Consider the following 23,012-nt stretch of genomic DNA (forward strand, 5'->3'; position numbering starts at 1 on the left):
CGCTACTCCTCCAACTCGACGGGTCGGGCCGGACCATTCAGGGGGCGCCGGACGAGTTCATCGGACGTGTAGCGCACTGTCGCGAACTCCTCGGCGAGGGTGCGGACGCGTTCCCGGACGAGTTCGGGGCGGCGGCGTTCGACCAGCGCGCCGGCGATAATGTCGGCGATGGTCGCCATCTGCGGCTCGGTCATGCCGCGACGCGTGACCTCCTGGACACCGACCCGAATGACGTCGTTGCCGTAGGTGATCCGCGAGTTCACGCTGATGCCGCATTCGAGCAGTTGCCGGACCGCGGCGAGCCCGCTGAAGGGCGCGGGCGGGAACACAAAGAGCTGATGGGTCTGCGTCGGCCGGGCGCCGCCGGTGAGCAGGCGCAGACCTGTGGCCCGCAGGTGCTGCGACAGCGCCTGCGCGTTCGCGACCGTCTGGGCCGCATACGCAGGCAGATGCGGATCCAGCTCGATCGCGCTCAGGTACAGGGCCGCCGCGTGGTGGGTGTGCTGGCTCGACACCAGGCCGGCGGTGATGCGCTCCATCGCCTCGGCGGCGAGCCTCGGATCCGCGAAATGCAAGATTCCCTTCTGCGGCCCGGGAAAGGTCTTGTGGGTGTTGCCCTGGATGATGTCCCAGCCGTCGACGACAGGCGCGCCCCACACACCGCCCATGAGTAAGCCGAGCACGTGCGAAGCGTCGTAGGCGATCAGGGTGTCCGGTCCGAGGATCGCGCGGATCTCGCCGACCGGCATGGGATACAGGGGCACTGCGTCGTCAAGGTATGCCAGGGCGATCCCACCACGCCTGCGGCGCAGTCGGCGCAGTTCGTCGAGATCCGGACCGAGGGTGGCGTGGTCGAAGTCCATCAGAACGCTCCGGCGCCCGAGAGCGTGCACGAGGTTGGCCGTGGCGAAGTGACCGCCGTTGTCCGGGTTGATCGACAGCACGACATCGCCGGGCTCCGTCACGCTGAGGATGGTGCACATCATCGCGTGTACGCCGGACAGAGGCCGGAAGTCGGTGACCGCGCCGCCGAGACGGCGCCGGAACACCTCGGCCGCGGCCGCTTCCACCTCATAGAGGTGGGGCAGCCCTCGGAACACCAGTCCGCCCTTGTCGACGACGTCCTTGCGCTGATAGTCGCGGCTCGTCCCGAGGTGGTACCGGCCGGCCAGACCGGAGCTGAGATGTGCCTGCACGGCGGCAGACATGACGTTCTCGTTCGCGGTCAGATGCAGCAGCGCCTGCTGGCGTTCCTCCTCCTCGGCCAGCGCCGCGGCGGCCCGGCGAAACGCCTCACGACCCGGCGGCTGCTCGTGACCGGAGGACGCGGTGGTGGCCGCTCGCAGCACCTCGCCGACGGCGGTGTCTGGACCAGCACCCGCGATCGCCTGGAGGAAGGACTCCAACGACGAGATCAGGGAACGGGCGTCCTGCTCGAACAGGCGCGACGAGCGGTATACCAAGTCGCAGTTGACCGAATGCTCGGCTGTCACGACAAGTGTCAGGTCGTAGTGCGTCTGGTCGCGCAGCGTGGTCGAGGTCATCGACCAATCGCGGGACGCGTCCACCCCTGTCGGCTCCTGCGGGAAGTTCTGGAAGACCACCAGTGTGTCGAAGAGGGGCTGACGGGACGTGGCGGCCACCCGCTGGATGTCATACAGGCTCATCGCCCCGTACTGCTCCAGCTCGAGCAGACTGGACTGCAGTTCCCGCAGCCACTCGACCGCAGGCGTGCCGTTGGCACAGGTGACCTTCACCGGCAGCGTGTTGATCAGCGGGCCGACGATGCTTTCCACATGGGGAATCGCCGGGTGCCGACCGGACACTGTCACGCCGTATGACAGGGTGGCGGACCTGCTGCGCTCTCTGAGTACGAGCGTCCATGCCCCCTGGATCACCGTGGCAAGCGTGAGGTCGTTGGCCGACGCCCACGTCGTCAAGGCGAGCGTGTCGTCCGCGTCCAGGGTGAGCGTGGCGTGGCGCGCGCCAACCACCCCACCGCGCCCGAGTCGGGGCACGTCCTTCAACGGCTCGGTGTCGACCCCCTCCGCCCAGTGTTCCCAGAACGCCCTGAGGGGCTCGGCCTCCTGCGTCGCGAGCCACTCGACGAACGAGCGGAACGGCGGAGCAGGCGGCAGCACCAACTCCTCGCCGGCCTGCCGCCGGTCGTAGAGTCGGCGCAGCTCGGCGTACAGGATCGCGGTACTCCAACCATCGAGCAGCGCATGGTGGAACGTGACACAGAAGGCCGCGCTGTCGGCGCCGGTCCGCACGAGCAGGAATCGGATCAGCGGCGCGTGCTCCGGCTCGAACCCGTCAGCCGCATCCTGAGCGGCGAGTCGGGCAGTCTCCTCCTCCTGCCGGTGTGCGGCGACGCCGCGCAGGTCCACGTACCGCCACGGCAGCGGCACCTCCTGGTTCACCACCTGGACGTAGCCGTGGTGCGCGCACGGCGTGAAGCTGGTCGAGAGCACTGGGTGCCGACGCATCAGCGCGTGACATGCCGCGTGCCATCCGGCCGGATCCACTCGGCTGAGGTGGTGCAGCTCCTGGACGACATAGGTGCCGGGATCCGCGGAGACCAGGCTCTCCACAAGGATCCCCTTCTGCAGCGGCGTCGCCGGATAGACGTCGCTGAAGACGGCACCAGCCCGGGTGAGCTGCTCGATGGTGTCCGCCGGCACGTCGAGCGGGCCAGGCAGGCGCGTGCCGTCCCGTATCACCCGGCGCAACGCGGCGAGATAGCCTTCGGCGAGCGCGTCCACCGTCGCGGCGTCGTATCGGTTCTCGTCGTAGACGAACGTGAAGCGCATGACGTCGTCACCGACCTGGCCCGTGATCTCAAAGAGATAGGGCAGGCGGTACTGCGGTCCACGCAGCGCGACGAGACGGTCGCGGCTGAACGGGTCGCCGTCACCGCCCCAGCGGCCAAGGTAGTTGAACAGGATCTGGCCCCCCGACCGCGCTTCCCGTGCGGCGATCTCCGCGTCCCGCAGCAGATACCGCAGCACGCCGTAGCCGACACCGCCGTCCGGAACGCGCGAGAGCTCCCGCTCCACCGTGTCGACGACCGACGCGACATCTGCGGACTGGGTGTCCGGCATGCTCAGCTGGACCGGGTACTTGCTGGTGAACCACCCGACGGTCGCGCTGACGTCCACGTCTTCGGCAACCTCCGTGCGCCCGTGCCCCTCCAGATCGACGCAGATCTCCCGCACCGAAGCCCACCGGTTGACCGCCAACAGCAGCGCGGCGAGCAGCAGTTCGTTGATGCGTGTCTGGTGGGCGGTGGCAGCAAGGCGAAGCAGGTCCGCGGTATCGGCAGGCGACAACGCGACCGCCACCTCGCACGCCGACCCTGCGCGGGAAATCGCCGACTCGCGGTCCACCGGCAGTCCCGGACCGTCGCGTTCGAGCACGCGCAGCCAATAGTCGCGCTGGGTACGCAGCCGGTCCGATGCGGCGTACTGACGCAACGCGGCCAGCCATGCCTGTAACGCGTCCGATCCCGGCTCCGACGCGGTCGGCTCACCTGCGGCCAGTTGCGCCAGCGCGGCCTCGATGTCGTCGAGCAGTACCCGCCAGGACACCCCGTCGACGAGTAGATGATGCGCGGCGATCAGCAGCTCACCTGGCCGATCGAGTCCGTGGTCGTAACTGACCAAGCGGAACAGAGGCCCGATGCGCACGTCGAATTTCGCCTGCACTGCGTTCGAGTGCGTGGTCACCGCTGCCTCCGCCAGTTCGGGAGGCAGCCCCCGCAGATCGATCAGCTGCACCGCACGTTGCACGAGTTCCTCGTCGAGGGGCAGTTCCACCCCCTGCCAGGAGTCACCGATCCGGTCGAACCGCAGCCGCAGCGAGGCATGCCGGGTGAACAACGACGTTGCCAATGCCCGAACATCGCCGCTCGATATGCCTGCCGGAACGGCGATCAACTTGGCGAAGTTGTACTGGTGCAATGCTTCGGCCGGCTGGCCCTCCAGGAACCACAGCTGCATCGGGCTCAGGCCGGGCTTCGTCGATCGGATGACCGGCACGCGTTCGACCGCCGGAAGCGCATGGGCGTCGCGAGCCGTGAGCGCCGCGATGGTGGGGTGCTTGAAGATGTCGGGTACGTTCAATGCCAAGCCGCTGCGCCGCGCGAGCGTGACCATCTGCAGCGCGATGATGGAGTCGCCACCGAGACGGAAGAAGTTGTCCTCCGGGCCGATCTCGTCGATGGCAAGCAGCTTGCGCCAGATATCGGTAAGGATCTCGGTCCCGTTACGGTCCCCGGGTAAGGCCCGGTCGTTCAGTCGTGGTGGATCGTGACTGTCGTCCATTGCCACTGTCCCGTCTCTACGGCTTCTACGCGTCAGGCCCAGCCGGGACCCGCCGTGTACGGTGAGGTTGATCTGTGCCTTGATCACATTCAGCTCGTCCACAGGAGCAGATGGGTGCAGTCATGATGCAGTAGAGCGGCCCTCGGCATGTAGGGATTGACTGCCATATCACAGCCTTTTCAACCTCGGACTGACACGGGTGAGGTGGCGGGTAAGGGGTGGTTTCAATGAGGGCTGAGATCAGATGCTGGACCGCAGCCATGCGTGGAAGCTGCGAGAATTCGAGTGCGGTCATGGTTGGGAAGTCCGGTCACCGCCGTTGGCGCTGTCCCGCCGTCCGGCAGGCCAATCCGCGCAATCCACCGGCCGCCCGTGACCCACGACGGTAGACGAAGCCTCCGCCACCACGGCGTCATGGCGTCTGAGCGCTCCACGGCCAGACTCCAACCATCGTTGATTCCTATGTCCCGCAGCGACGATAGTTCACCGCCATGGCGGCGCGATTTGTTCAGGGCGTGGCTGCTACAGGTCGAACTTTTAGGTGCTCGATGTCGGTGAAGAGCACCTCCTCCGGCTGGCCGGCACGGCGGCCGCCCCGGTCGTGGAGCTCCGGGAGCCGGATCCGACGTTGGGGAAGGTGACCGCCAGAAACTTCCTGGTCGCTGTCTGGCGCCACGAGGTCTTGACCACCATCGGGCAGAATCTGAGTTCGATGCGGCCCTCCAGGACGATCGAGGAGTGGAAGACGCAGGCCTGGGAGCTCACGGCCGGGCGGTGTTCACTTGATGTTCCGGAAGTCGCCGTCGCGCAGGCCTGCTGCCTCCTGCCCCGTACGGTGGACGGTGACGGCGAGGTCGTCGAAGTCCTGTGGACCGGGGCGGCGGCCTATTCGGAGTGGAGCGCATGGCCGCGCTGGTTCCGCATCAAGGTGGTCGGGATCGACGAACACCCGAGCTTCCCCCTGGACGCGCCGACTCTGAGATTCCACTGGGCCGACAGCGGGGCGAGTCATGTGCATCTCACGAGCGTCATGCCATCCGGCACCTCACCGGCGAAGCGCTCTCGCCCTGGGAAGCCTCCGTCGCCGAGGAAGGCAAGCCGTTCCCGACCCTCGCGGACTACCCCTCGTCGAGGACGCTGGGGCATAGCCCAGCGTCCCCATCGGCGTCACTGCGGGCGTACGGGCAGCCCCGATCCCGCCTGCTCTCCGCGCTGGTTGAGCGCCCGGGTCAGTTCACGGTTGGCTTCCCGGGCCGCCGCCAGATCGGCCTGGCTCTCTTCCAGGGCCCTGGTCAATTCGGCGTTGCGTTGCTCGAGCCGCGTGATCGTTCGCTGAAGCTCCTCGATGTCGGTAGGAGCGCCAAGGCCCGACTCGCGCCATGCCTGCTCGCCCAGTTCCTGGGACAAGCGCCTCTCCAACTGCTGAACTCGTGCGGACAGGCGGACGGTGCGGGCCTGCGCGTTCGCGAGATCGGCCTGGAGCGAGGCTCTGCTCACCGCGGAGGCACCCGATGCTGGGTCCTGCTCGGCCGGCTCGAGCTCGGCAGCGTGCACCAGGGCGAGCAGATCCCGGTGCCGGTACAGAAAGGTCCGGTCCACCCCGGCCTGCCGGGCGATGCCCGAGACCGTGATGCGGCTTCCCTTCTGTGCGGCGGCGTTGACGGCCTTCACGACCCGCTGGCGGCGCCGGTCGCCATCCGCCTGGCGGCCGGCGCTCATCGCGGAACTCACGTAGTCCTCCTCGGCCGGACGTCGGGCAAGGGCTGGCCGATGCGAGGCATCCCGAGCATCACGCTGCGCCCGCGGCGGATGACCGAGACCGCCTGCTGGATCTGCACCCGCTCCTCCTCGGTGAGGTCGTCCAGGTCCGCCTTGACGCGGTTGATCAGTCGGCGGACCCGGCGGATCTCCTCCTGGGACGGCATGGCCTCGGCGCGGGCCCAGTCGTCCGCTTCGAAGGCGGACATCAACTTCTCGCGGCTGCGCAGGAGGTCGGCGTGGTACGCCTCCAGGTCCGGCAGGTAGGAGACGTCGGTGTGGAAGTGTTCGCAGCCCAGGCAGCGAAAGCGCAGTGGGCAGCTGTGCCCGCCGGCCGCCACGTTCGTGGGTTCCCTGCACACGCCGTACGCCGTGGCGACCTCGCCGATCTCGCGCCGTACGTGCTCGGAGTCCAAGAGCCCCTGAACCTGGCGCCACACCCGCTTGCCGTGCCGGTCGAACTGCATAACCGCGACCCGGTTGATGGCTTCACGCCGCCTGTCCTGGCCGATGCGGTAGTACGCCTGGCTGGTCTGCAGCTGGCGATGGTCCATGAGGTCCTTGAGTACCTCCGGCTTGACGCCGGCATCAGCGTGCCGCTGCGCGAAGCTGTGCCGGTACGCGTACGGGAAGATCTTCTTCCTGTCGAACGGCAGGAGCTTCGTGACGAGTTCGCCGTCCACCTCCACCTCGAGGGGCACGAGGAATTCGGGCAGGGCGCGGACCCAGTTCCGGTGCTGTTCCCAGATCCCGGAGATGAGTTTGGTTCCCCACGGGTTGGCGACCGGAGAGGGCAGCAGCTTCAGCTCGGAGGAGGGGGCGTCGGGGAAGCGCCGACGTACGCGTTCCTGCTGAGCGGTAATCACCGCCGCGGTCACCTTCGCGATCGGGAGCCGTCTGCCCAGCCGGAAGGCCTTGTGGTTGTCGTAGAGGAGCACGGGGCTGCCATCCGGATCTCGCTCAAGGCAGTCCAAGGGGAGCCGGCAGACTTCGTCGGGCCGACGGCCCGTGTCGATCAGCAGTTCCGTGCAGACCCGCACTTCGATGCTGCTCATCTCCTCCAGGAGGTTCAGGTTGTCGCAGAGCTGCTGCATCACCTCGTCGGGCAGGTCCTTGCCGGCCTCGGTGTCCTCCGGATCGTCGGGCATATCCTCGGGCCCCATGACGAAGTCCGCCCGCAGGCCTTCGAGGATCTCGCCCTTGCCGGTGAGGCCGAGGGTGCGCCACCGGTTCAGGACCTTGCGCACGGTCCGCGCCGTGTAGAGGCGCTGGTGCGCGCTCAACTGCCCGTTCTCTGTCTTGAAGGCGAGCCGGTTACAGAACGCGACGATGTCGCGTCGGTCGAGCAGCGCGACGATCTGCCCACCGCCCTCACGCTGGAGGCGCAGGCTCTTTGAAAGCTCCACCATCGCGTCGATCTGCCGCTGCAGCGTGCGACCGCCGCTTTTCCCGCGGCGCCGCGGCAGATCATCGGCGGCCCAGATCCTCGTGGCTTCGCGCAGCGTGTCCTGACGGATCTCCGTGAAGTCGGCTGTGCCGCTGAACCCGAAGATCGCAAGGTCCCATACATCGCGGCGCGACTCCTCCTCCGGGGTTGTACCAAGCCGGTGGAGGGTCCTGCGCATGGTCGTGACCAGCGAGACATTGTGGCCCTTCAGCCCCGTCGCCTCCGGATCTTCGAGGTCGTCGAGGGTCTCGCACCGCAGGAAACGGAGCCGGTCGCAGATCACCCGCAGGCAGTGCCCGACCGTCCGCACGCCGTTCGCGGTGCGCTGCTGCACGCAATACAGAAGCTCGGCGACCAGCCGTCGCGGCAGGCCCCGCATGCTGACCTCGCGGCCCATGTGGATAGGCGGAGCCGTCAGCCACCACAGCTCCTCGTCGCCGTCGAAGGTGCCCGCAGACTTCGCCTTGCTGAGCTTTTGCCGGTGCGCGTCGCAGTACGGCGTGCTCGGGGTGACCCTCTGGCGGAGGCAAGCCGCCACTCCGCATGCTCCATGACCTGGGAGCGGCTGCGGCGAAGGGTGGACGAGGAACTCCTCGATGGAGATCTTCAGCCGGTGTTTCCGCTGGTAGTGATGGTTCTGGCATAGAGCCGCAGTCGGGCTCCGCCAGGGCCGCTTGCAGCCCGGCAGCTGGCACAGCTCCTGGCGGACGTGAACGACGTTGTACCGCTCGTGGCTGCCGAGGAAGTCCTCGATGCTCAGTCCCGACTTGTTCCAGCGAATGCGACAGCCGGAGCACAACGGACCCCTGCTCTCGTATCCCTTGTCGCACCCCCGCACCTGGCACTCCGGCATCCCGATCACCGGGTGATCCAGCGGGTAGAGAAGAACCCCCAACTCCCAGTCCCAGGAGATGAGTTCGAGGAAATCCGAGTCCAGGGCCTCGATCAGCACCTGGGTCCGTGCGGCAGTCGCCGGCGGCAGCGCCGGCAGGGCAATCGCCGACATCAGCGCTCACCTCGCCCGTATAGCTCCCGAGGAGACGGAACCCGTTCCACCGCCTCCCGCAACCGGGTTTGATCTGGGATCACATAGGGACGGGCCGACTCGGGGCGCTTCTGCCCCAACAGGGCCTGGACTTCATCAAGTTCGCCGCCGGCATCCGACACATTGCTGCCGAACGCGCGACGGGCCATGTGCGGACCCCCACCTTCCTAGAAAGCCCCGCCCGCCGCGTCAGCCGCTCGAACAGCTCGTAGATCGCCTCCGGCGTCATCGGCGCTCCAAGCACTCCGCGAAAGAGGTTCACCAGCAGGAAGTCGCTGCCGCCGGCACCGAGCAGTTCGAACCGCTCATCGACGTACTGGTCGTAGGCCTGCACGACAAGGAAGTCCACGGGCTGAATCCAGGACTCGCGGGACTTGGACCAGGCACCATTGGCGTTCTCCCGGCGTCGCACGTGGATGTGGGGCCCCTTGTAGTCGCATCCGAGCGCACGCGAGTCCGCCAGCATGTGGCAGTCGGACCGATGGAGGCCCGCTGCTTGCCCGCGCCGGAGACCCACTCGCCCCAGCAGCAACACAACGAGTCGATCGCGGGCGCAGCGGCACTCCATGAACATGCCGACGATCTCCTCGTCGGAAGCCCGGTCGACCTCGGTCTCTGGCTCCTGCAGCCGGTGGCGGGCCCGAAGCCGGTAGAACAGCCCGGAGTCCTCCCCCTGAGCCTCCGCGGGCAGGTCCCGGCTGTCGCCCAGTTCGTAAAGCTGCCCGAGTACTGAGCGCGGCGCCTCGGCGATCGAGACCGCGTACGAGAGGAACCCGCGGGTGGCCGAGAGCACAACGTTGATCCGGCGCTCACGCCGAACCGGCGTGCCGCCCGGACCGGACCGGACAACTACAGGACCATCCTCATCCGCTCGCGAGGGAGTGTGCTTCAGCCAGACGATGAACAAGCCGAGGTCGCGAGCGGCCTTCCTCCAGTCGCGGCCGGTTGCACTGCACCAACGGAGGTAGAGCGCCGCGCCTCCCGCGTTCGTCTTGGTCGTGAGTTCGGCTCGGCTGCGACCGAAGCGCTGGTATCGCCCCCAACTGTCGGCGACGGGGACGACGAGGAGGTCGTCATCGAGGACGGTCCAGTACCGCGTGCCCGAGGGCAGGACCACGGGGAAAGCCCGCATGTGAAACTCCGGTGCTCTGACGGATCATGCAACAACCCGCCACAGAGCCACACCCTGCGAGTACGAGCGTCCAAGCACCAACGAGGAACACTCGCACCACGTAACACCACACCTATAGGAACCCCGTAGAACGTGGCCGCCCTCCTGGACGGAGAAGCCACCGTCAAGCGGCTGCGACGCGAGGCTGGCCGGGTTTGGCTGATGCCACACAATCCCGCGTACCAGCCCCTACCCGGTGATGACGCGGCCATCCTCGGCAAAGTGGTCGCCGTACTGCGCACTGTCTGACGGCGACCAGCGCCCCGCTCGGGCCGTGGACCGCGACCGTCGCTGACTCCGGCGACGGGGTACGGTTCGCGGGCACCGACATGGAAGTCCGCCCGGGGCTGGGGCAGCCTCGGCGGGTACGTGGAGACGGCGGCAGGGTTCGTGCTGTTAGCCCCCGCCCCGCACACCTTCCGGGCCCGGCTCGTCGCCCTCGCCCCCGATCTCACCGTGCTCGACACCGCCGAGGGATCCCTCATCCCCTACCTGCACCGCGTCATCGCGATGCTGATGGTCACCGACGGATGGTCTGCGAAGCCCGGAGAATCCGGGGAGTCCACGGTCGTACGGTGGCCCGATGCACTGCGGCAGATGCGCGCGAGCGATCCCGACACCTACGACGCCGACTACGCGCTGCTGACGCAGACCCCGATCAAGATCACCGTCCAGCACGTCGTCGACGAATGGTCAGGGCTGCCCCTGCTCTACGCCCTAGACGACGCCGAATCTGACGACGACCTCGGGGCCCGGTACTTCCTCGCAATTCCTGGACCAGCTCCCCGGCATGGCCATGGAGTCCGAGCTCCGCGAGCGGTACGCACAGGCCCTCGCCCGATTCGCACACGCAGCCAACCACCCGGCCGCCCGCTACACCCACGTCCTGCGCCCGGGACAGATGATCATCCTGGACAACAACCGCTTCGGCCACGGCCGTCTGCCCTTCCCCAAGACCCTTATCGCCGACGCGCGCGTCCATCAGGCTGGCGGCGGGGGGAGAGGTGCCCCGCTGGCGTTCGGTGTGCCGTCCGCCGGGCCGCACTTGGGCTGGGCGCCGTACTCCCGCCGTCGCGCATGACGGGCGCGTGAGGAGACCGCACCACCGGCCCCGCCCCATCGACATTCGCGCCTGCGCCCACCACAGCAGACGATCAGGGAGTCATCCGTCCGTGAAGGATCCAAGGTGTCACTCGGCCTGAACCTGGAGGAGCAGGAGATCGAACTCGGGTCCGTCTGGGGTGTTTCGATACGCGCCGGCGTACGTGTAGCCAAGTCGGGCATACAGGCCTTGCCCGCGCTCGTTGGAGGGCAGCGCGAGCAGCGACGACCACCGTGGATTGATGGCCGTGAGCAGCGCAGCGTGGAGGCGGGAGCCGATGCCCTGGGATTGCCAGGGCGGGCGGACGGCGAGCTCGCACAAGCCCATCAGCCGCTCGGTGCGGGCAGCTTCGGGCGCCTGGTCGACCAGGTCGGAACCGAACCAGTATTCGGCGGAGCAGGGGAAGGCGTAGGCGAAGCCCACTGGGGTGCCGCCCGCGTAGGCGACGACCAGGGCGAGGCCGGTGTGCTTGAGGTGCCCGGTGATCTGGCGGTGCAGTGCGGGAACGGACAGGCCCAGGGATGCGGCGCCTGGGTTGTCGACCAGCTCGGGGTGCGCGTCGGCCCAGATGTCGGCGACCACATCGAGCATCGGCGGGACCTGGCCGGGGCCGTAGGTGCGGATCACCACGTCGGTGCGGGTGCTCGGGGTGGTCACCGGTTCCTCCTCAAGTGCCGATGGTGGCGCGGTAGTCCTCGAGCCAGTCGGCGACCGCGGGGACGTCGGTGTGCCGCTGGAGCGCGCTGTTGACGTTGTGCAGCTGTTGCAGCAGCCGGTCGGACCGCACTTCGGGGAGGTAGGCGAGGACGTGTCCGGCGGCTTCGGCGGCTGCCTCGGGCTCCGGTCGTTCCCTCACCGCATGTTGGATGGCGATGTCGGCCTGGTACAAGGCCCTGTTTCTGGCGAACGCGTCGCCGTGCAGGAGGACGGCCTGTTCGGCCCCGGCGGCAGCTCGTTCGTGCTGAGCGAGATCGGCGCGGGCGAGGGCTTCCAGACCGGCGAGTTCGGCGACGGTGTAGAACTCCAGCCAGGTTGGATCGGCTTCTTCGCGTGGGCCCTTCGCGTAGAGGTGGTGGGCTGCCACGATGGCCTTGTCGGTGGCGCTGCGGTCGCCCAGGAGTGCCCAGCCGCCGGCCTCCCGCATCGCGAACAACGACAGCATGCGCGGGGATCCGTAGGTGCGGACCACGCTCTGCGCGCCCTGGGCGGCGCTGATCGCCTCGCGGGGCCGGCCGGATGCCTTGGCCAGCAGGCTCAGGCATCCGAAGGCATGGCCTTCCAGACCGGCATCGTCGGCGATCCGGGCGGCGGCGAGGGCCTCGTTGTACAGAGAGCGGGCGTCGGCGGCCCGGCCGGAGTCGTAGCTGAGCCACCCGGCGGCGATCGAGAGGTGGCCCGTCGCCGCGCGCAGTCTCTTTCCGGTCTTCTCCGTGTACGTGCCGTCCTGCAGCCACTGGTAAGCGGTGTGCAGGGCAGTCGAGGCATTGCGGCGCAGTGCCGCAGAGCCGTGGTCGTGATCGTGGCTGTAAATGGTGGTCACGGCCTGGTCGACCGCGCGCACGTCGGCGACCCCGACCCTGCCGGGCGCCTTCTCCAGGCGAGACCCGAGGGGAACCAGGGACAGGGCAGCGCCCGCGCTGTCGGCCAGGAAGGCGCGGCGGTCCACCGGGTCCACCTCCTGCCGATCCAACCCGTGCGTTCCAGCGGACGGTTGCCGTACGAGAGCAGGGCCGGTGCGCTGGAAGCCCAGTTCGAGCATGGTCCGGCCGGTCAGCTGGGTGAGGATGCGCCGATAGTTGGAGCGGGGGCAGGCGACGTCCCCGTCCTCCCAGGCTGCGACCAGCCGTGCGGTGCAGCCTGCGGTCTCGCCCATCTCGGTGCCCGTATCGACGACTAGCTTCGCGAACTCGCTCCGCGACATTTGAAGTTCGTTCTCGCGTACGGCGCGCAGGTGGTGGTTGGGCGGGTTGCGGTGGTCGGCCATACCGGGCTCCGGACATCCGGGTGGGCGGGTGCGGCGACCGTACCGCTCCCACCCGTTTCATGCCCTTAGCTCGGCTCAGATCACCCAACCGAGCGGGAATTGCATCGCTCTTACATGGCCCTCGCATCGCACCCTCACGCGGCCTCCTGCTTGCGTGGACACACAGACATGACGACCGGGCAGGGGAGGGCCACCGTGACGCATACCGCGACGGATAACGCCTTCGCCGCACCTACCACTGACATGCCGCTGGCAGGCAACGCGGTGGCCGCGTTGAGGGAGAGTGCTGTGCCGAACGCCTCCGGCGGAACGGGGACCTGGTGCTGGCTGGTGACCGTCGCTGACAACCGGTGGGCCATGGCGACGCGTTCGACCGACGATCTCGCCCAGCACCTCGCCAACCGCACCAGCGGCACCATGGCGGTTGACGCCGAAGCGGTGCTCAACGGGGTCGAGGTGGCCGTCGCACGCTCCTCACGCCCGGGGGTCGAGCTGACCGCCCAAGATCTGAGGCGACCCGGTCAGCTCCGGCGGATCGCCCGCGCGCAGCTGCACCGCTTGAAGCTGGACGGCCTCGCTGACAGCGCCGTCCTGCTGATCAGCGAACTGGTGACCAATGCGCTTGTCCACGGCCAGGGCACGGAGTTCGCCTTACGACTGATCCACAGCGCGAGTGAGGTGCGGATCGAGGTGTATGACGGATCAGCGGTCCGGCCGTACGTGTGCGCGGCGGGGCCGGACGACGAAAGCGGCCGGGGCATGACCATCGTCGCCTCAACCGCGGACTCGTGGGGGGTCAGCGAGGACGGAAGGCGTACCTGGTGCACCCTCGCCGTGACCACGGCAGCGAGGTGCCAGTGACAGCGCAGCCCGTGCAGCGGTGTGAGAACAGCCGCGAGGTCATCGAGCGGGTCCTGGCCGGTCTTCGCAGGTCCGTCTGCCTGGACAGCGTCGACCTGGACTCCTTCTACGACCACCTCGAAGCGGTACTCGGCCAGGACGCCGCTCCGGCCATGGACGAGCTCGAGGAGCTGACCCAACGGCTCCGGGGGGCGCTCATGCAGTTGGCGGCCATCGTCCTGGAGCAGTCCCATGACCAGCCCGGCGCAGAAGCGTCCAGAACGATCACGCGCGCGCGGGCTCTCCGGGTGGAGGAGCCGCCCGGAGACTTCCTACCTGCCCGCGGACATCTCCGGAGGCTGGCGCTGGTCACCCAGGACCTCCTGGAACTGCTGGTGGAGGACTGACCACCATGAACAGTCCCACGGCGCGAGCTGGCGGCGATCGAGAAGAAGGCAGCAGCCTCATGACCACCCACCAGGTTCTGTACGACCCCGAGGGGCTCCTCGCTGCGGAACTCCCACTCGACCGCGAACCGCACATGTCGCTGGTCAAGGCCGTGCTCGCGGTGACCGACCCGGGCGCGCTCCAGCCGAGGGACTACGAGCAGATCGCCCTGCAATTGACCGGGCACGCTCGGGCCGTCGCCGTCGCCGTCGCCGTCGCCGTCGCCGTCGCCGTCGCCGTCGCCGTCGACGTACGCCGCCGCTGTGACCAACTGCCGGGCGACAGCGAGACCCGGGCGCTGACCGAAGTGGTGCTCGCCGAAGCCGAGCGGCGCCTGAGCACGCCCTCCAAGGGCACCGCCGCCTGCGTGCAGCACCGCGCCCGTCTTGTGCGCGCCCTGTACGAACGCCTCGACCGGCTGGAGACCGATCATCCTGCGCCGTCCCCGGTCTGACCGCCTCTCAAAGGCTCGCCCGATGCTCTCCCCCGTGGGCGCGGGCGACACCGGGAGTCCTGGTGGCTGCTCTGCACCGGCACCACCGGGACTCCCCGGCCCCCCCGGCCGGGAGGGCTGCCCTGCTCGGCGCCGGCGGCGGGCTTGATTCCCCAGACCGGATCTGCCCTTGCTCGCTGCGGCTCGTGGGAGGCACAGCGTCTGCTCGACTCCTGTGACGGGTCTGGGGCACTGCGCTAGCGTGGTGCTGTACGCCAGACAGCTGATGGAGGGGCCTCATGAGCGGTCACGAGCCGTGGACCATCGAGCGCATCTGTAATGCGCTTGGCCATCCGACGCTGTCCCAGCGCTTCCTCGCCGAGATCAACAGGGCGCCCGCGCACGAGCTGCTCGCCGTCTTCGCCAAGTGGCAGCAGCGCGCGACGGACCTGCTGGCCGCCGCGGAGCGAGGCCGAGCGATTTCAGCGGCCGAGGCGGAAGGCCGCGAGGCACCGGGCGACTGGATCGACATCACCGACCGGGTCCAGGCTGATGCCGCCCGCGCGCGGGGAGCTGCGTGACCTTCCAGCTCAAGATTGACTCGGTCGTCCAGGCGGTCTACGACTCGCTGCCCGATGACGCGTCTCTCGCCCTGACGCTGGCTCTGGCCGAAGTCTGCGAGGACCCCGTCGGCCACACCGATCCGTACGGAATCGACGACGGCGTCACGCGGCTCCTTATCCTGGACCGGGTGCTGGTGATGCTGCTGGTCACCGACACCCCGGCGATGCAGATCGTGCGTGTGCTGCAGATCGCCTACGACGGCTGACCGAGAACAGGCGGCGTGCCCTTGGTGGCCGCCCCTGAGCGGGGGCACGGCTCCGCGGGGGTTCTATCCCGCAAACGCCGGAACCCGGGGTCAGCTCAACAAGGCGATCCCGGGCAGGTATTGAATGCCGAGCTCAGCCCCGCCTGCTCCAGGCAGTACGGGGTCGACTGCATGATCAGTCGAGGAAGCCCAGCGCCGTATCGGGGTGGCAGTGGGTGCAGGCCGGGATGCCGTCGATCATGGCCTGGCGGGCTTCGTCCCGGCTGAGGGGCTTGCGGCGTGTGAAGTGCATGTAGCAGGAGCCGGTATGAACGAGAACCGGGCGAGCTCCTTGGCCGATGCCCCGCTCCAACAGCCAGTCCGGGGGCGGCGGGGGCGGCCGCCGAGCCGCTTGGGCAGCGTGGAGGCTCTCCGCGTCGCGGATCCAGCGCTCGGTCTGCTCCAGCTGCTGGAGCTGCACACGTCGCAGAAAGTGGAGCATCTGCAGCTGGGATGGGGCTGGCTCGGACATGGGGGTCCCTCTTTACGCGGCCAGCGTGGCGAGGCACTCCTCCGCGGCCGGGTCCTGCTCGGAGGGCTGTGTGAGGGCGCCGGGGGAGTGCTTGAGTGCCATCCGCTCCTCCACCACGTTCTCGGTCAGCGTCGCCCAGTACGGATGCGTCGATACAGTGATCGACAGGTCCAGAAGCATCCGGCGCAGCCGCTCTTCGTCTGCTGTTTGCTGGTCGGTGTAGCCGGGGCTGTCCGGCATGCCGCCCACATAGTCGCTGTAGAGCTGCTTGTCGCCGGTCCATCCGTCGGCGGGTTCGACGGACCACGGAAGGGTCCGGCACAGGGCCGCGTAGGCGGCGCGCACCTGCTGACGGCGCAGCTCAGCGTCGCGCAGGTCTCGGGGGAAGTCGTATCCGGCCATGGCCTGAATCATACGCCTGTTCGAATACGGAAGACGAGCGACACACGAAACGCAAGGAGATGCGTGTTCGAATACTAGTTCGATACGGTGGGGGTGGAGGTGCCGCCATGGACAAAGAACACGAGCAAGCCACGGAACACGGCTCGCCGATCCTGCACCTTCGCTGCGAGGCGCCGGTCGACGAAGACCTGTTCCGGCTGCTCCTGGGCCTGGTCACCGAGGTAACGCCCCTCGTTCAGGCGCTGCCCCCCGCAGCGCTGGTGGCGGACGTGACCTCCAGTCTGCGGTACTTCGACCGGGCCCCGGCTGACCTGGCGCGCATGATTCGCGCCCGGGCCCTGGCCCTGTACGGGCTGCCAGTCAAGATCGGCGTGGCAAGCAACTGGTCGATCGCCGCGATGGCATCGCGCGAACCCGGACCCCGCGGGGTGTGCACGGTCGGCTCCAGCAGCGAGGCAGTCGCCGACTTCCTGCATCCACGGCCAGTCGGCGAGCTCTACGGCATCGGCAAGACCCAGGCGGACACGCTCACCAAATTCGGGGTGCACACGATCGGGCTGCTGGCGAGCCTGCCCGAGGCCACAGTGCAGCGGGTCCTGGGCGGCCGGCCGGGACGGCTGCTGCGGGAGCGGGCCCGCGCTCTTTAGCCACTTTCGGGTGTTGTAGCGCGACAGCCCCTATTTGCGGCCCCTATGTTGCCGGACGTGCTTACTGATTCGATTCCCAAGATCACTTCTTCTGAGGGGTGTTGGGAAGTGCTCTGGTGCGATCCGGTTCGAGAGGTGCGCTGGTACCGGGACGATCCGCTGCTGGCTGGCCTGCCATCGTTGACAGAGTGGGCTCGGCGTCACGGGACGAGGGCGCGGCAGCCGGTGGTCCTGCACTCGTCAGGCAGGGTGATCGCCGAGGTGAACGCGTTCTTCGCGTCGCTACGGATGCGGAACCGCGCGGAAGGCACGAATGAGAAGTACGCCCGGGGTCTGGTGCTCTGGCTCAACTTCCTGGACAGCATGGGCAGACGTTGGCACGAAGCCCGCGCCGAGGACGTCGAGGCCCTGAAGTTCTGGCGGATGACGGATGAGGCCAATCCGTGGCGTGTTGGGGGCTCGACCGTGGTGGACAACCTGGTGGCGGTGAACGCCTTCTATGAATGGGCGTTGGCGCGGTACGGAGTGGCCAATCCGGTGGAGCGGCGCCAGCCGCGAGTTGCAGCACGTTCGGGTGCTGTGGTGGCGGGGTTCGCGGCCTCTCCTGGGGTGGTCAAAAGCAAGGACGTGAAGTGGCTGGACCCGGCTGGCTACCAGCGCTGGCGGGATGTGGGCCTGGGGGGCCTGGACCTGTCCGGCGATGAGCTCAGTTCTTGGCGGGGTCGCAACGGGCAGCGTGACTGCGCGTTCGCGGATGGGCTCTACGGGACGGGATTGCGGCTGACGGAGGGTGGGAGTCTGCTGCAGCTGGAGCTGCCGGCTGATTCGGGGCGGGGCTATTTCTCCGGGCGGCTGGCGGCCGCGTGCGCGAAGAACAGCCGTGGCCGGACGTTCTGGGTTCCGCGGGCGGTGTTGTCGGGCTGGCTGTCGTATGCGGAGGGTGAGCGCTCAGCGGCGGTGCGGCGGGCTCAGGCCGCAGGCCGGTACGAGCGGGTGGTCGGGATGCTGGTGCTGGAGCGGATCGTGGGCGGGCGCCGCGTCCACTTGCGCGATGCGGATGGCTGTCGGCAGACGGTTCCGCTGGACGTGCTGGGGCCTACGGTGCGACGGCGGATCTTCCTGCAGACACCGTCGGGGCTGGCGCCGGCGGCATTGTGGCTGAACGAGGATGGCCTGCCACGTCAGCCGAAGGGTTGGGAGCACACCTTCACCCGGGCTAACGAGCGTGTGACGGCCATCGGACTGGCCGGGTTGTCGGCGACACCGCACATGCTGCGGCACTCGATGGCGCTGCGCTGGTACTCGGTCGGCAAGATGCTGTACGAGCGGCGCTACGCGCACTTGGACGAAGCCGAGATGCGTGATTTTCGTGCGCAGTTCGGTGATACCTGGTTCCTGGTTCAGACGCTGCTGGGCCACGCGGATGTGGCGACCACGATGGACATCTACCTGGAGCCCTTCCGGGACCTGGAGGTAGAGCTGCTGATCGAGCACGCTCACGGGACGGCGATGGCCTCGCTGATGGCAGAGATGTTCGCCGACCACCCGCAGGTCATGACCGATCCGCTGGTCAAGGGGGTCTGGTGAACGGGCGCCGGGCAGCGTTGCCCCATGCCGGGTACCAGGCTCCCGAGAGGCTGTTCCTCGACGGGGATGAGTGCCGGGTCCGGGTCTTTCATGAGCGCAAGGGAAGCTGGGCGGACTTCGATTTGTCCGTGCTGCCGGTCAGCGGCGCCCTTCGCCAATGGTTCGGCGCCGCGCTGGCCTCGGCGACAGGGCCCGCGGGAACGCGGCGCACGCCCGGTTCCGCGCGGGACTTCGTTCGGGTAGTGCGCATGTTCACCGAGTATCTGGCGTCTTTGTCGCGTCCGCCGGCCCTGCCCGCTGAGCTCGCGGCGGTTCACCTGGACGGGTTTCTGCTCAAGCACCGCGGATCGGCGTCGATGCCCAGCCTGTTGTGCACGTTCCGGTCCCTGCTGCGCCACGCCCCGGCCGCAGGAGCGGACGTGTTCCTGACTCGGCTGTCCCAGGTGAATCTGCCCAGGAACAGGAACGCCGGACGTGCCTACCGGGCGGAGGAGTTCGAGCAGATCACGCGCCGGGCTCGGCAGGAGGTCCGCTCAGCCGCTCAGCGGATCGCAGACGCCCGCCAGCGGATCGCAGACGCCCGCCAGCGGCTGGCCGACTGGAGGGCGGGTCTGGTGAGCCGGGAGTCGAATGTCCGCGCCTGGGAGGCGGGGTGGCTGCTGGATCACATCGACCGCACCGGAGAGGTCCCGCGCCGTCCGCACTCGGCCCCGGCCACGCCGGTCTCGATGGTGCGGCGTCACGGTGGCTCGCCGGCGCTGATGGCGCAGCTGCACCTGACGTTCCTGGACGTGGCTGCAGCCGGGGTGCTGATGATGTGCCTGACCGGAGAGAATCACAGCACGATCGCGTCAGCCGTCACAGATCATCACCGCCCGGACGGCGGCGCGGGCGGGCAAGCGACTGCGCTGGTCGACTGGCTCAAGCCCCGGCGAGGACCTGCCTCTTCGCGCCGCACGGTACCTCTGCAGCAGGGAGCCAGCCGCAAGGAGGGCGCCCGGTGGGATCTGCACACGCCGTTTGGCCTCTACATGCTGCTGATCGATCTGGGCGCCGCCTCGCGCGTCTGGGCGCGGACGGACGCGCTGCTGGTCTACTTCAGCCTCAAGGGCCCCCATGGCTCGGGCTTTCGCACGGGCATGCCCTCAAGCATGGTCCACACCTGGTCCAAGATTATGTCCCTCACGAGCAGCACAGAGTTTGCCGGAGAGGGACCGCTGCATGTGGATTCGAGGCGCCTGCGCCTGACTTGGCTGGAGGCGAATCAACGGCCGGTGGCGCACAGCGAGCTGACCCTGGCCAACGACTACCTGGCCCGCAACCGAGGCAACCTCACCGATTACCAGAGAGTCGTTGCCGAGGTCCTGGAACAGCAGGTGGCCAAGGCCCGTGCACTGCCGGCGATGGCGGTGATGACCGAGGCCGATCTGGCCGAAGCCCGTGAGGATCCGGGCCGGGTGGCGGGCCGCTTCGGCCTGTCGGCCAGCACTTTCAAGGAGGTGCTGGCCGGACGCCTGGATACCGCGCTGGCTGCGTGTACCGGCCACCGGGCCAGTCCCCATGCGCCGCCCGGCGAGCCGTGTCCGGCCTCCTTCCTGCTGTGCCTGTCCTGCCCGTGTGCACGTGCCACCCCCGAGCACCTGCCGGTCCTGGCCCTCACGTTGGAAAAGATCGATGCCCGGCGCGCAGCAATGCCGCCCTCGCAGTGGGCCCAGCGCTACGGCATTCCGGCCAGCCAGCTCACCGACATCCTCAAACAGTTCCCGCCCCAGCACGTCGCCTCGGCCAGAGCCCGGTGCGCCGAGCGCGAGCACGAACTCGTGGAGCGTCTGCTGAGCCGCGGGCTGGACCGATGACCACACCCGCCGCGGCCACGGCCGCGTTCCCCTCTCGCCCAGCTCCTGGCGAGCTCGTACTACGGGAGCGACCCCTTAGGCCCGGCACCGATGCCCACACACTGTCGCGGTTCGCCGACGACCGCTGGGACCTGACACCGGGGTTGTTCGAAGCGCACGCCAAAGCGCTCTCCCTGGACTTCACCACCGTGCCATCCGCATACACCAGCACGGTCAAGCATGTTGTGTGGCTGTGGATTAACCCGCCGGAGAGTATGCCGTCCTACTACCGGGCGAGCTCCTCACGGCCCGCTGTACGCACAGTGGCCACCTATTTCCAGAGTCTGCGCAGCTTCGCGCACTGGGCCGACGCCCGGGCCGCGGATTCTCTACACCGTCTCACCAGCGCGGATCTGGACGACTTCGCAGCCCATGTCCGTGCAACCGGCCTGCCGCACGGCACAGGTGAGGACCTGTTGGCCGTGGTGGTCCGGCTGTGGTCCCTGCGCGAGCTCCTGCCGCCGGGCGACCGGCTGCCGGCTGCGGCTCCGTGGCGGGGCGAACTCATCGCCGACATCCTGGGTACCCGCCGCGACCCATCGGGAGAGAACCGGACCCAGCGGGTCCACCCAGACACGATGACAGCGCTGCTGAGCTGGGCCCTGCGGTTCATCGAGCTCTTCGCCGACGACATTACGGCTGCGTTCGGCGAATTCAAGGCGATCTGCGTGCGTACCCCGTCCGGACGGGCCGCCGGACTGTCTCCGATGCCCGCGCCGCGGGCCCCCGGCGAGCGGATGAAGGACCTGGAACGCCTGCTGGACCGCTACCGCCGGCGCAGCCTGCCGCTGCCGGGCAAGTCGGGCCCGGACGGGATTCTGCGGGTCAACTACAGCCACATCGCCCGGCGAATCGACGTCATTTCCCTGATACAGAGCCCTCATCTAGTGCGGGCCGTCGATGCCGCAGGGCTTCCGGTCGCCGACGGCTCCCCTCTGTTCGCCCCTATCACCGCTGGCCTTGACGGAGTCCCCTGGCTACCGGGCCCGATCACCTACGAGCAGGCCCCGCAGATGGCCCGCCACCTGAGCACCGCCTGCTTCATCGTCATCGCGTACCTCTCCGGTATGCGTCCGGGCGAAGCCCTCAACCTCCAGCGTGGATGCGCCCGCCGCGACTCCAACACCGGCCTGACACTGATCCACGGCCAGCATTTCAAAGGAGTACGAGACACCGCCGGCCGTCACATCCCCCAGGGCGAGGAACGCCCCGACCCCTGGGTGGTCGTCGAACCCGTCGCCCGCGCCGTGACCGTCCTCGAACGCCTCCACAACGCCGAACTGCTCTTCCCCACTACCTTGAACATCGACGGCCGCGCCACCGCCGCCAGCCTCTACCAGCGCGCCGGGAAGGCACGCACAGACTCCAACGCCAGCGCCGACATCAACGCCTTCATCACCTGGGTCAACGACTACTGCACAGCCCACCGGCGCCCCGACCCGATCCCGCCGGATCCGGCCCGGCCTGCGATCAGCTCCAGCAGACTGCGCCGCACCCTGGCCTGGTTCATCGTGCGCAAGCCCCGAGGTCTGGTCGCCGCCGCCGTCCAGTACGGCCACGTCCGCGTGCAGATGACCCTCGGCTACTCCGGTACCTACGCCTCCGGCTTCCCCGACGAACTCGTCTTCGAGCAATGGCTTGCCCGGCTCGACGAGCTCGCGGAGGCCCGCGAGCACCTCGCCGCCGCAGAGCACGTCAGCGGCCCCGCAGCCGACCGATACCGTCACCGCGTTGCTGCTGCAGCCCGCTTCGCCGGACGTGTTCTGCGTATCCGCCGCGACGCCGCGACCCTGCTGGCCAACCCCGACCTCATGGTCTACCCCGGCACGGGCATGACGTGTGTCCTGGACCCCGCCCGGGCGGCCTGCCGCCTCGCCGGCGACGAGCACAGCAGCCGCCGCACCCCTGACCTCGATGACTGCCGCCCCACCTGCCTCAACATCGCCCGCACTGACCGCGACATCGCAATCGTCCGCGCTCAGGCCGACCGGCTGCGCAACATCGTCGACGATCCACTCGCCCCGCCCATCCGCAACCAGCGCGAGCTGCACGAACTCGCCCGCCTCCAAGGCATCTTGGCCGAACACGACCAGCAGGAGCCCTAAATGGCCACAGACCGCTCAGCAGAGCGCGTCGCCATCCAGACCGCGGCCGACCGCCTCCTCGCTGGCACCCCGCAGCGCTCTACCGGAGCGCTGACCGTCCTGCAGCTCGCGGCCGAAGCAGGAGTCAAACGGTGGGTTCTCACACACAAACACCCCGACCTCAAGGACGACTTCCTCGCCCGGCGCACACTGGCCAACGGAATCCCGCCCGCGTTCCAGCACCTGCAGGCCCGGGCAAGTGACCTGGAGGAGCGCAACCGCCGACTGCTCGAGACGAACCGGCACCTGACCGAGCGTGTCGAGACCTACGCCCAGGTGATCGCCGAACTCCTGACAGAGCGCGACCGCCTCCACACGCCTCCACCGGTCTTGGGGACGGTGCTCCCGTACAGCCTTGGCTCCTCGCGGCCTTCCGCCTCTCCGGGACAACGAGCCCCCGCTGAGGACTGAGGAGAATCGAGGTGTGAGCGTCAAGGCATGGCTG

The 23,012-nt window shown here is 68.4% G+C and carries 19 protein-coding genes and 1 pseudogene; 12 read left to right on the plus strand and 8 right to left on the minus strand.

All coding sequences use genetic code 11. The features are described from left to right. Positions 1-2: 2 nt before the first annotated feature. The 4 genes from ABZS64_RS26870 to ABZS64_RS26885 form a co-directional block, all read right to left on the minus strand. On the minus strand, positions 3-4,325 hold the full coding sequence (locus tag ABZS64_RS26870) for a condensation domain-containing protein (protein ID WP_355834725.1): 4,323 nt from the start codon (positions 4,323-4,325) through the stop codon (positions 3-5). Positions 4,326-5,492: 1,167 nt separating this feature from the next. Next, positions 5,493-6,056, minus strand: a complete 564-nt coding sequence (locus ABZS64_RS26875) for a DUF6262 family protein (RefSeq protein WP_355834729.1) — start codon at positions 6,054-6,056, stop codon at positions 5,493-5,495. Continuing rightward, a complete protein-coding gene (locus ABZS64_RS26880) occupies positions 6,053-8,536 on the minus strand; it encodes a hypothetical protein (RefSeq protein WP_355834732.1) in 2,484 nt (827 codons plus the stop codon). The genes ABZS64_RS26875 and ABZS64_RS26880 overlap by 4 nt, the downstream gene beginning before the upstream one ends. A gap of 79 nt (positions 8,537-8,615) precedes the next feature. After that, on the minus strand, positions 8,616-9,707 hold the full coding sequence (locus tag ABZS64_RS26885) for a site-specific integrase (protein WP_355834735.1): 1,092 nt from the start codon (positions 9,705-9,707) through the stop codon (positions 8,616-8,618). Between the two features lie 129 nt (positions 9,708-9,836). Between ABZS64_RS26885 and ABZS64_RS26890 the strand changes: the two are divergent. Together ABZS64_RS26890 and ABZS64_RS26895 are read left to right on the plus strand one after the other, a co-directional pair. Continuing rightward, positions 9,837-9,995 (plus strand): annotated as a pseudogene (locus ABZS64_RS26890) (S24 family peptidase); the annotation flags it as partial. A 541-nt stretch (positions 9,996-10,536) separates the two neighbouring features. After that, on the plus strand, positions 10,537-10,827 hold the full coding sequence (locus tag ABZS64_RS26895) for a TauD/TfdA family dioxygenase (protein ID WP_355834737.1): 291 nt from the start codon (positions 10,537-10,539) through the stop codon (positions 10,825-10,827). 108 nt (positions 10,828-10,935) lie between these two features. Here ABZS64_RS26895 and ABZS64_RS26900 read toward each other — a convergent pair whose 3' ends face one another. Both ABZS64_RS26900 and ABZS64_RS26905 read right to left on the minus strand, forming a co-directional pair. Beyond that, entirely contained in the window at positions 10,936-11,505 is a 570-nt protein-coding gene (locus ABZS64_RS26900) for a GNAT family N-acetyltransferase (protein ID WP_355834740.1), read from the minus strand. A gap of 10 nt (positions 11,506-11,515) precedes the next feature. Continuing rightward, positions 11,516-12,832 carry a hypothetical protein gene (locus ABZS64_RS26905; protein ID WP_355834743.1) on the minus strand — a complete coding sequence of 439 codons (1,317 nt, stop codon included), beginning with the start codon at positions 12,830-12,832 and terminating at the stop codon, positions 11,516-11,518. 195 nt (positions 12,833-13,027) lie between these two features. On the opposite strand from ABZS64_RS26905, the gene ABZS64_RS26910 reads away from it, so the two are divergent. The 5 genes from ABZS64_RS26910 to ABZS64_RS26930 all read left to right on the plus strand — a co-directional run bounded on the left by ABZS64_RS26910 (position 13,028) and on the right by ABZS64_RS26930 (position 15,381). After that, entirely contained in the window at positions 13,028-13,693 is a 666-nt protein-coding gene (locus tag ABZS64_RS26910; RefSeq protein ID WP_355834746.1) for an ATP-binding protein, read from the plus strand. Next, entirely contained in the window at positions 13,690-14,079 is a 390-nt protein-coding gene (locus tag ABZS64_RS26915) for a DUF6415 family natural product biosynthesis protein (protein ID WP_355834749.1), read from the plus strand. The genes ABZS64_RS26910 and ABZS64_RS26915 overlap by 4 nt, the downstream gene beginning before the upstream one ends. 59 nt (positions 14,080-14,138) lie before the next feature. Further along, entirely contained in the window at positions 14,139-14,573 is a 435-nt protein-coding gene (locus tag ABZS64_RS26920) for a restriction endonuclease (protein ID WP_355834752.1), read from the plus strand. 278 nt (positions 14,574-14,851) lie between these two features. Continuing rightward, on the plus strand, positions 14,852-15,133 hold the full coding sequence (locus ABZS64_RS26925; protein WP_355834755.1) for a hypothetical protein: 282 nt from the start codon (positions 14,852-14,854) through the stop codon (positions 15,131-15,133). Continuing rightward, positions 15,130-15,381, plus strand: coding sequence for a hypothetical protein (locus tag ABZS64_RS26930; RefSeq protein WP_355834758.1), 252 nt, complete (start codon positions 15,130-15,132; stop codon positions 15,379-15,381). Before ABZS64_RS26925 ends, ABZS64_RS26930 begins: the two co-directional genes overlap by 4 nt. Before the next feature lie 175 nt (positions 15,382-15,556). Here ABZS64_RS26930 and ABZS64_RS26935 read toward each other — a convergent pair whose 3' ends face one another. Then, positions 15,557-15,892, minus strand: a complete 336-nt coding sequence (locus ABZS64_RS26935; protein ID WP_355834761.1) for a DUF6233 domain-containing protein — start codon at positions 15,890-15,892, stop codon at positions 15,557-15,559. A gap of 12 nt (positions 15,893-15,904) precedes the next feature. Continuing rightward, on the minus strand, positions 15,905-16,294 hold the full coding sequence (locus ABZS64_RS26940) for a hypothetical protein (protein ID WP_355834764.1): 390 nt from the start codon (positions 16,292-16,294) through the stop codon (positions 15,905-15,907). Between the two features lie 107 nt (positions 16,295-16,401). Here ABZS64_RS26940 and ABZS64_RS26945 point away from each other — a divergent pair, with 107 nt between their 5' ends. The 5 genes from ABZS64_RS26945 to ABZS64_RS26965 are packed head-to-tail and all read left to right on the plus strand — an operon-like array spanning position 16,402 to position 22,978. After that, a complete protein-coding gene (locus tag ABZS64_RS26945) occupies positions 16,402-16,941 on the plus strand; it encodes a hypothetical protein (RefSeq protein WP_355834766.1) in 540 nt (179 codons plus the stop codon). 57 nt (positions 16,942-16,998) lie between these two features. Further along, positions 16,999-18,528: a site-specific integrase gene (locus ABZS64_RS26950; protein ID WP_355834769.1), complete on the plus strand. Its 1,530-nt coding sequence runs from the start codon at positions 16,999-17,001 to the stop codon at positions 18,526-18,528. Continuing rightward, a complete protein-coding gene (locus ABZS64_RS26955; protein ID WP_355834771.1) occupies positions 18,525-20,384 on the plus strand; it encodes a hypothetical protein in 1,860 nt (619 codons plus the stop codon). Before ABZS64_RS26950 ends, ABZS64_RS26955 begins: the two co-directional genes overlap by 4 nt. Then, the gene (locus ABZS64_RS26960) at positions 20,381-22,528 is read left to right on the plus strand and encodes a hypothetical protein (RefSeq protein ID WP_355834774.1); all 2,148 of its coding nucleotides are present in this window, start codon (positions 20,381-20,383) and stop codon (positions 22,526-22,528) included. Before ABZS64_RS26955 ends, ABZS64_RS26960 begins: the two co-directional genes overlap by 4 nt. After that, positions 22,529-22,978, plus strand: coding sequence for a hypothetical protein (locus ABZS64_RS26965; protein ID WP_355834777.1), 450 nt, complete (start codon positions 22,529-22,531; stop codon positions 22,976-22,978). Positions 22,979-23,012 lie beyond the last annotated feature (34 nt).

Source organism: Streptomyces sp. NPDC005408 (assembly GCF_040606445.1).
Taxonomy (GTDB): Bacteria; Actinomycetota; Actinomycetes; order Streptomycetales; family Streptomycetaceae; genus Streptomyces.

What these genes read in the sequence shown, in the direction of transcription:
- ABZS64_RS26870 (WP_355834725.1), bottom strand. Translation starts at nt 4,325, where the DNA reads ATGGACGACAGTCACGATCCACCACGACTGAACGACCGGGCCTTACCC.
- ABZS64_RS26880 (WP_355834732.1), bottom strand. Translation starts at nt 8,536, where the DNA reads ATGTCGGCGATTGCCCTGCCGGCGCTGCCGCCGGCGACTGCCGCACGG.
- ABZS64_RS26885 (WP_355834735.1), bottom strand. Translation starts at nt 9,707, where the DNA reads ATGCGGGCTTTCCCCGTGGTCCTGCCCTCGGGCACGCGGTACTGGACC.
- ABZS64_RS26895 (WP_355834737.1), top strand. Translation starts at nt 10,537, where the DNA reads ATGGCCATGGAGTCCGAGCTCCGCGAGCGGTACGCACAGGCCCTCGCC.
- ABZS64_RS26905 (WP_355834743.1), bottom strand. Translation starts at nt 12,832, where the DNA reads ATGGCCGACCACCGCAACCCGCCCAACCACCACCTGCGCGCCGTACGC.
- ABZS64_RS26920 (WP_355834752.1), top strand. Translation starts at nt 14,139, where the DNA reads ATGACCACCCACCAGGTTCTGTACGACCCCGAGGGGCTCCTCGCTGCG.
- ABZS64_RS26925 (WP_355834755.1), top strand. Translation starts at nt 14,852, where the DNA reads ATGAGCGGTCACGAGCCGTGGACCATCGAGCGCATCTGTAATGCGCTT.
- ABZS64_RS26935 (WP_355834761.1), bottom strand. Translation starts at nt 15,892, where the DNA reads ATGTCCGAGCCAGCCCCATCCCAGCTGCAGATGCTCCACTTTCTGCGA.
- ABZS64_RS26940 (WP_355834764.1), bottom strand. Translation starts at nt 16,294, where the DNA reads ATGGCCGGATACGACTTCCCCCGAGACCTGCGCGACGCTGAGCTGCGC.
- ABZS64_RS26945 (WP_355834766.1), top strand. Translation starts at nt 16,402, where the DNA reads ATGGACAAAGAACACGAGCAAGCCACGGAACACGGCTCGCCGATCCTG.
- ABZS64_RS26960 (WP_355834774.1), top strand. Translation starts at nt 20,381, where the DNA reads ATGACCACACCCGCCGCGGCCACGGCCGCGTTCCCCTCTCGCCCAGCT.
- ABZS64_RS26965 (WP_355834777.1), top strand. Translation starts at nt 22,529, where the DNA reads ATGGCCACAGACCGCTCAGCAGAGCGCGTCGCCATCCAGACCGCGGCC.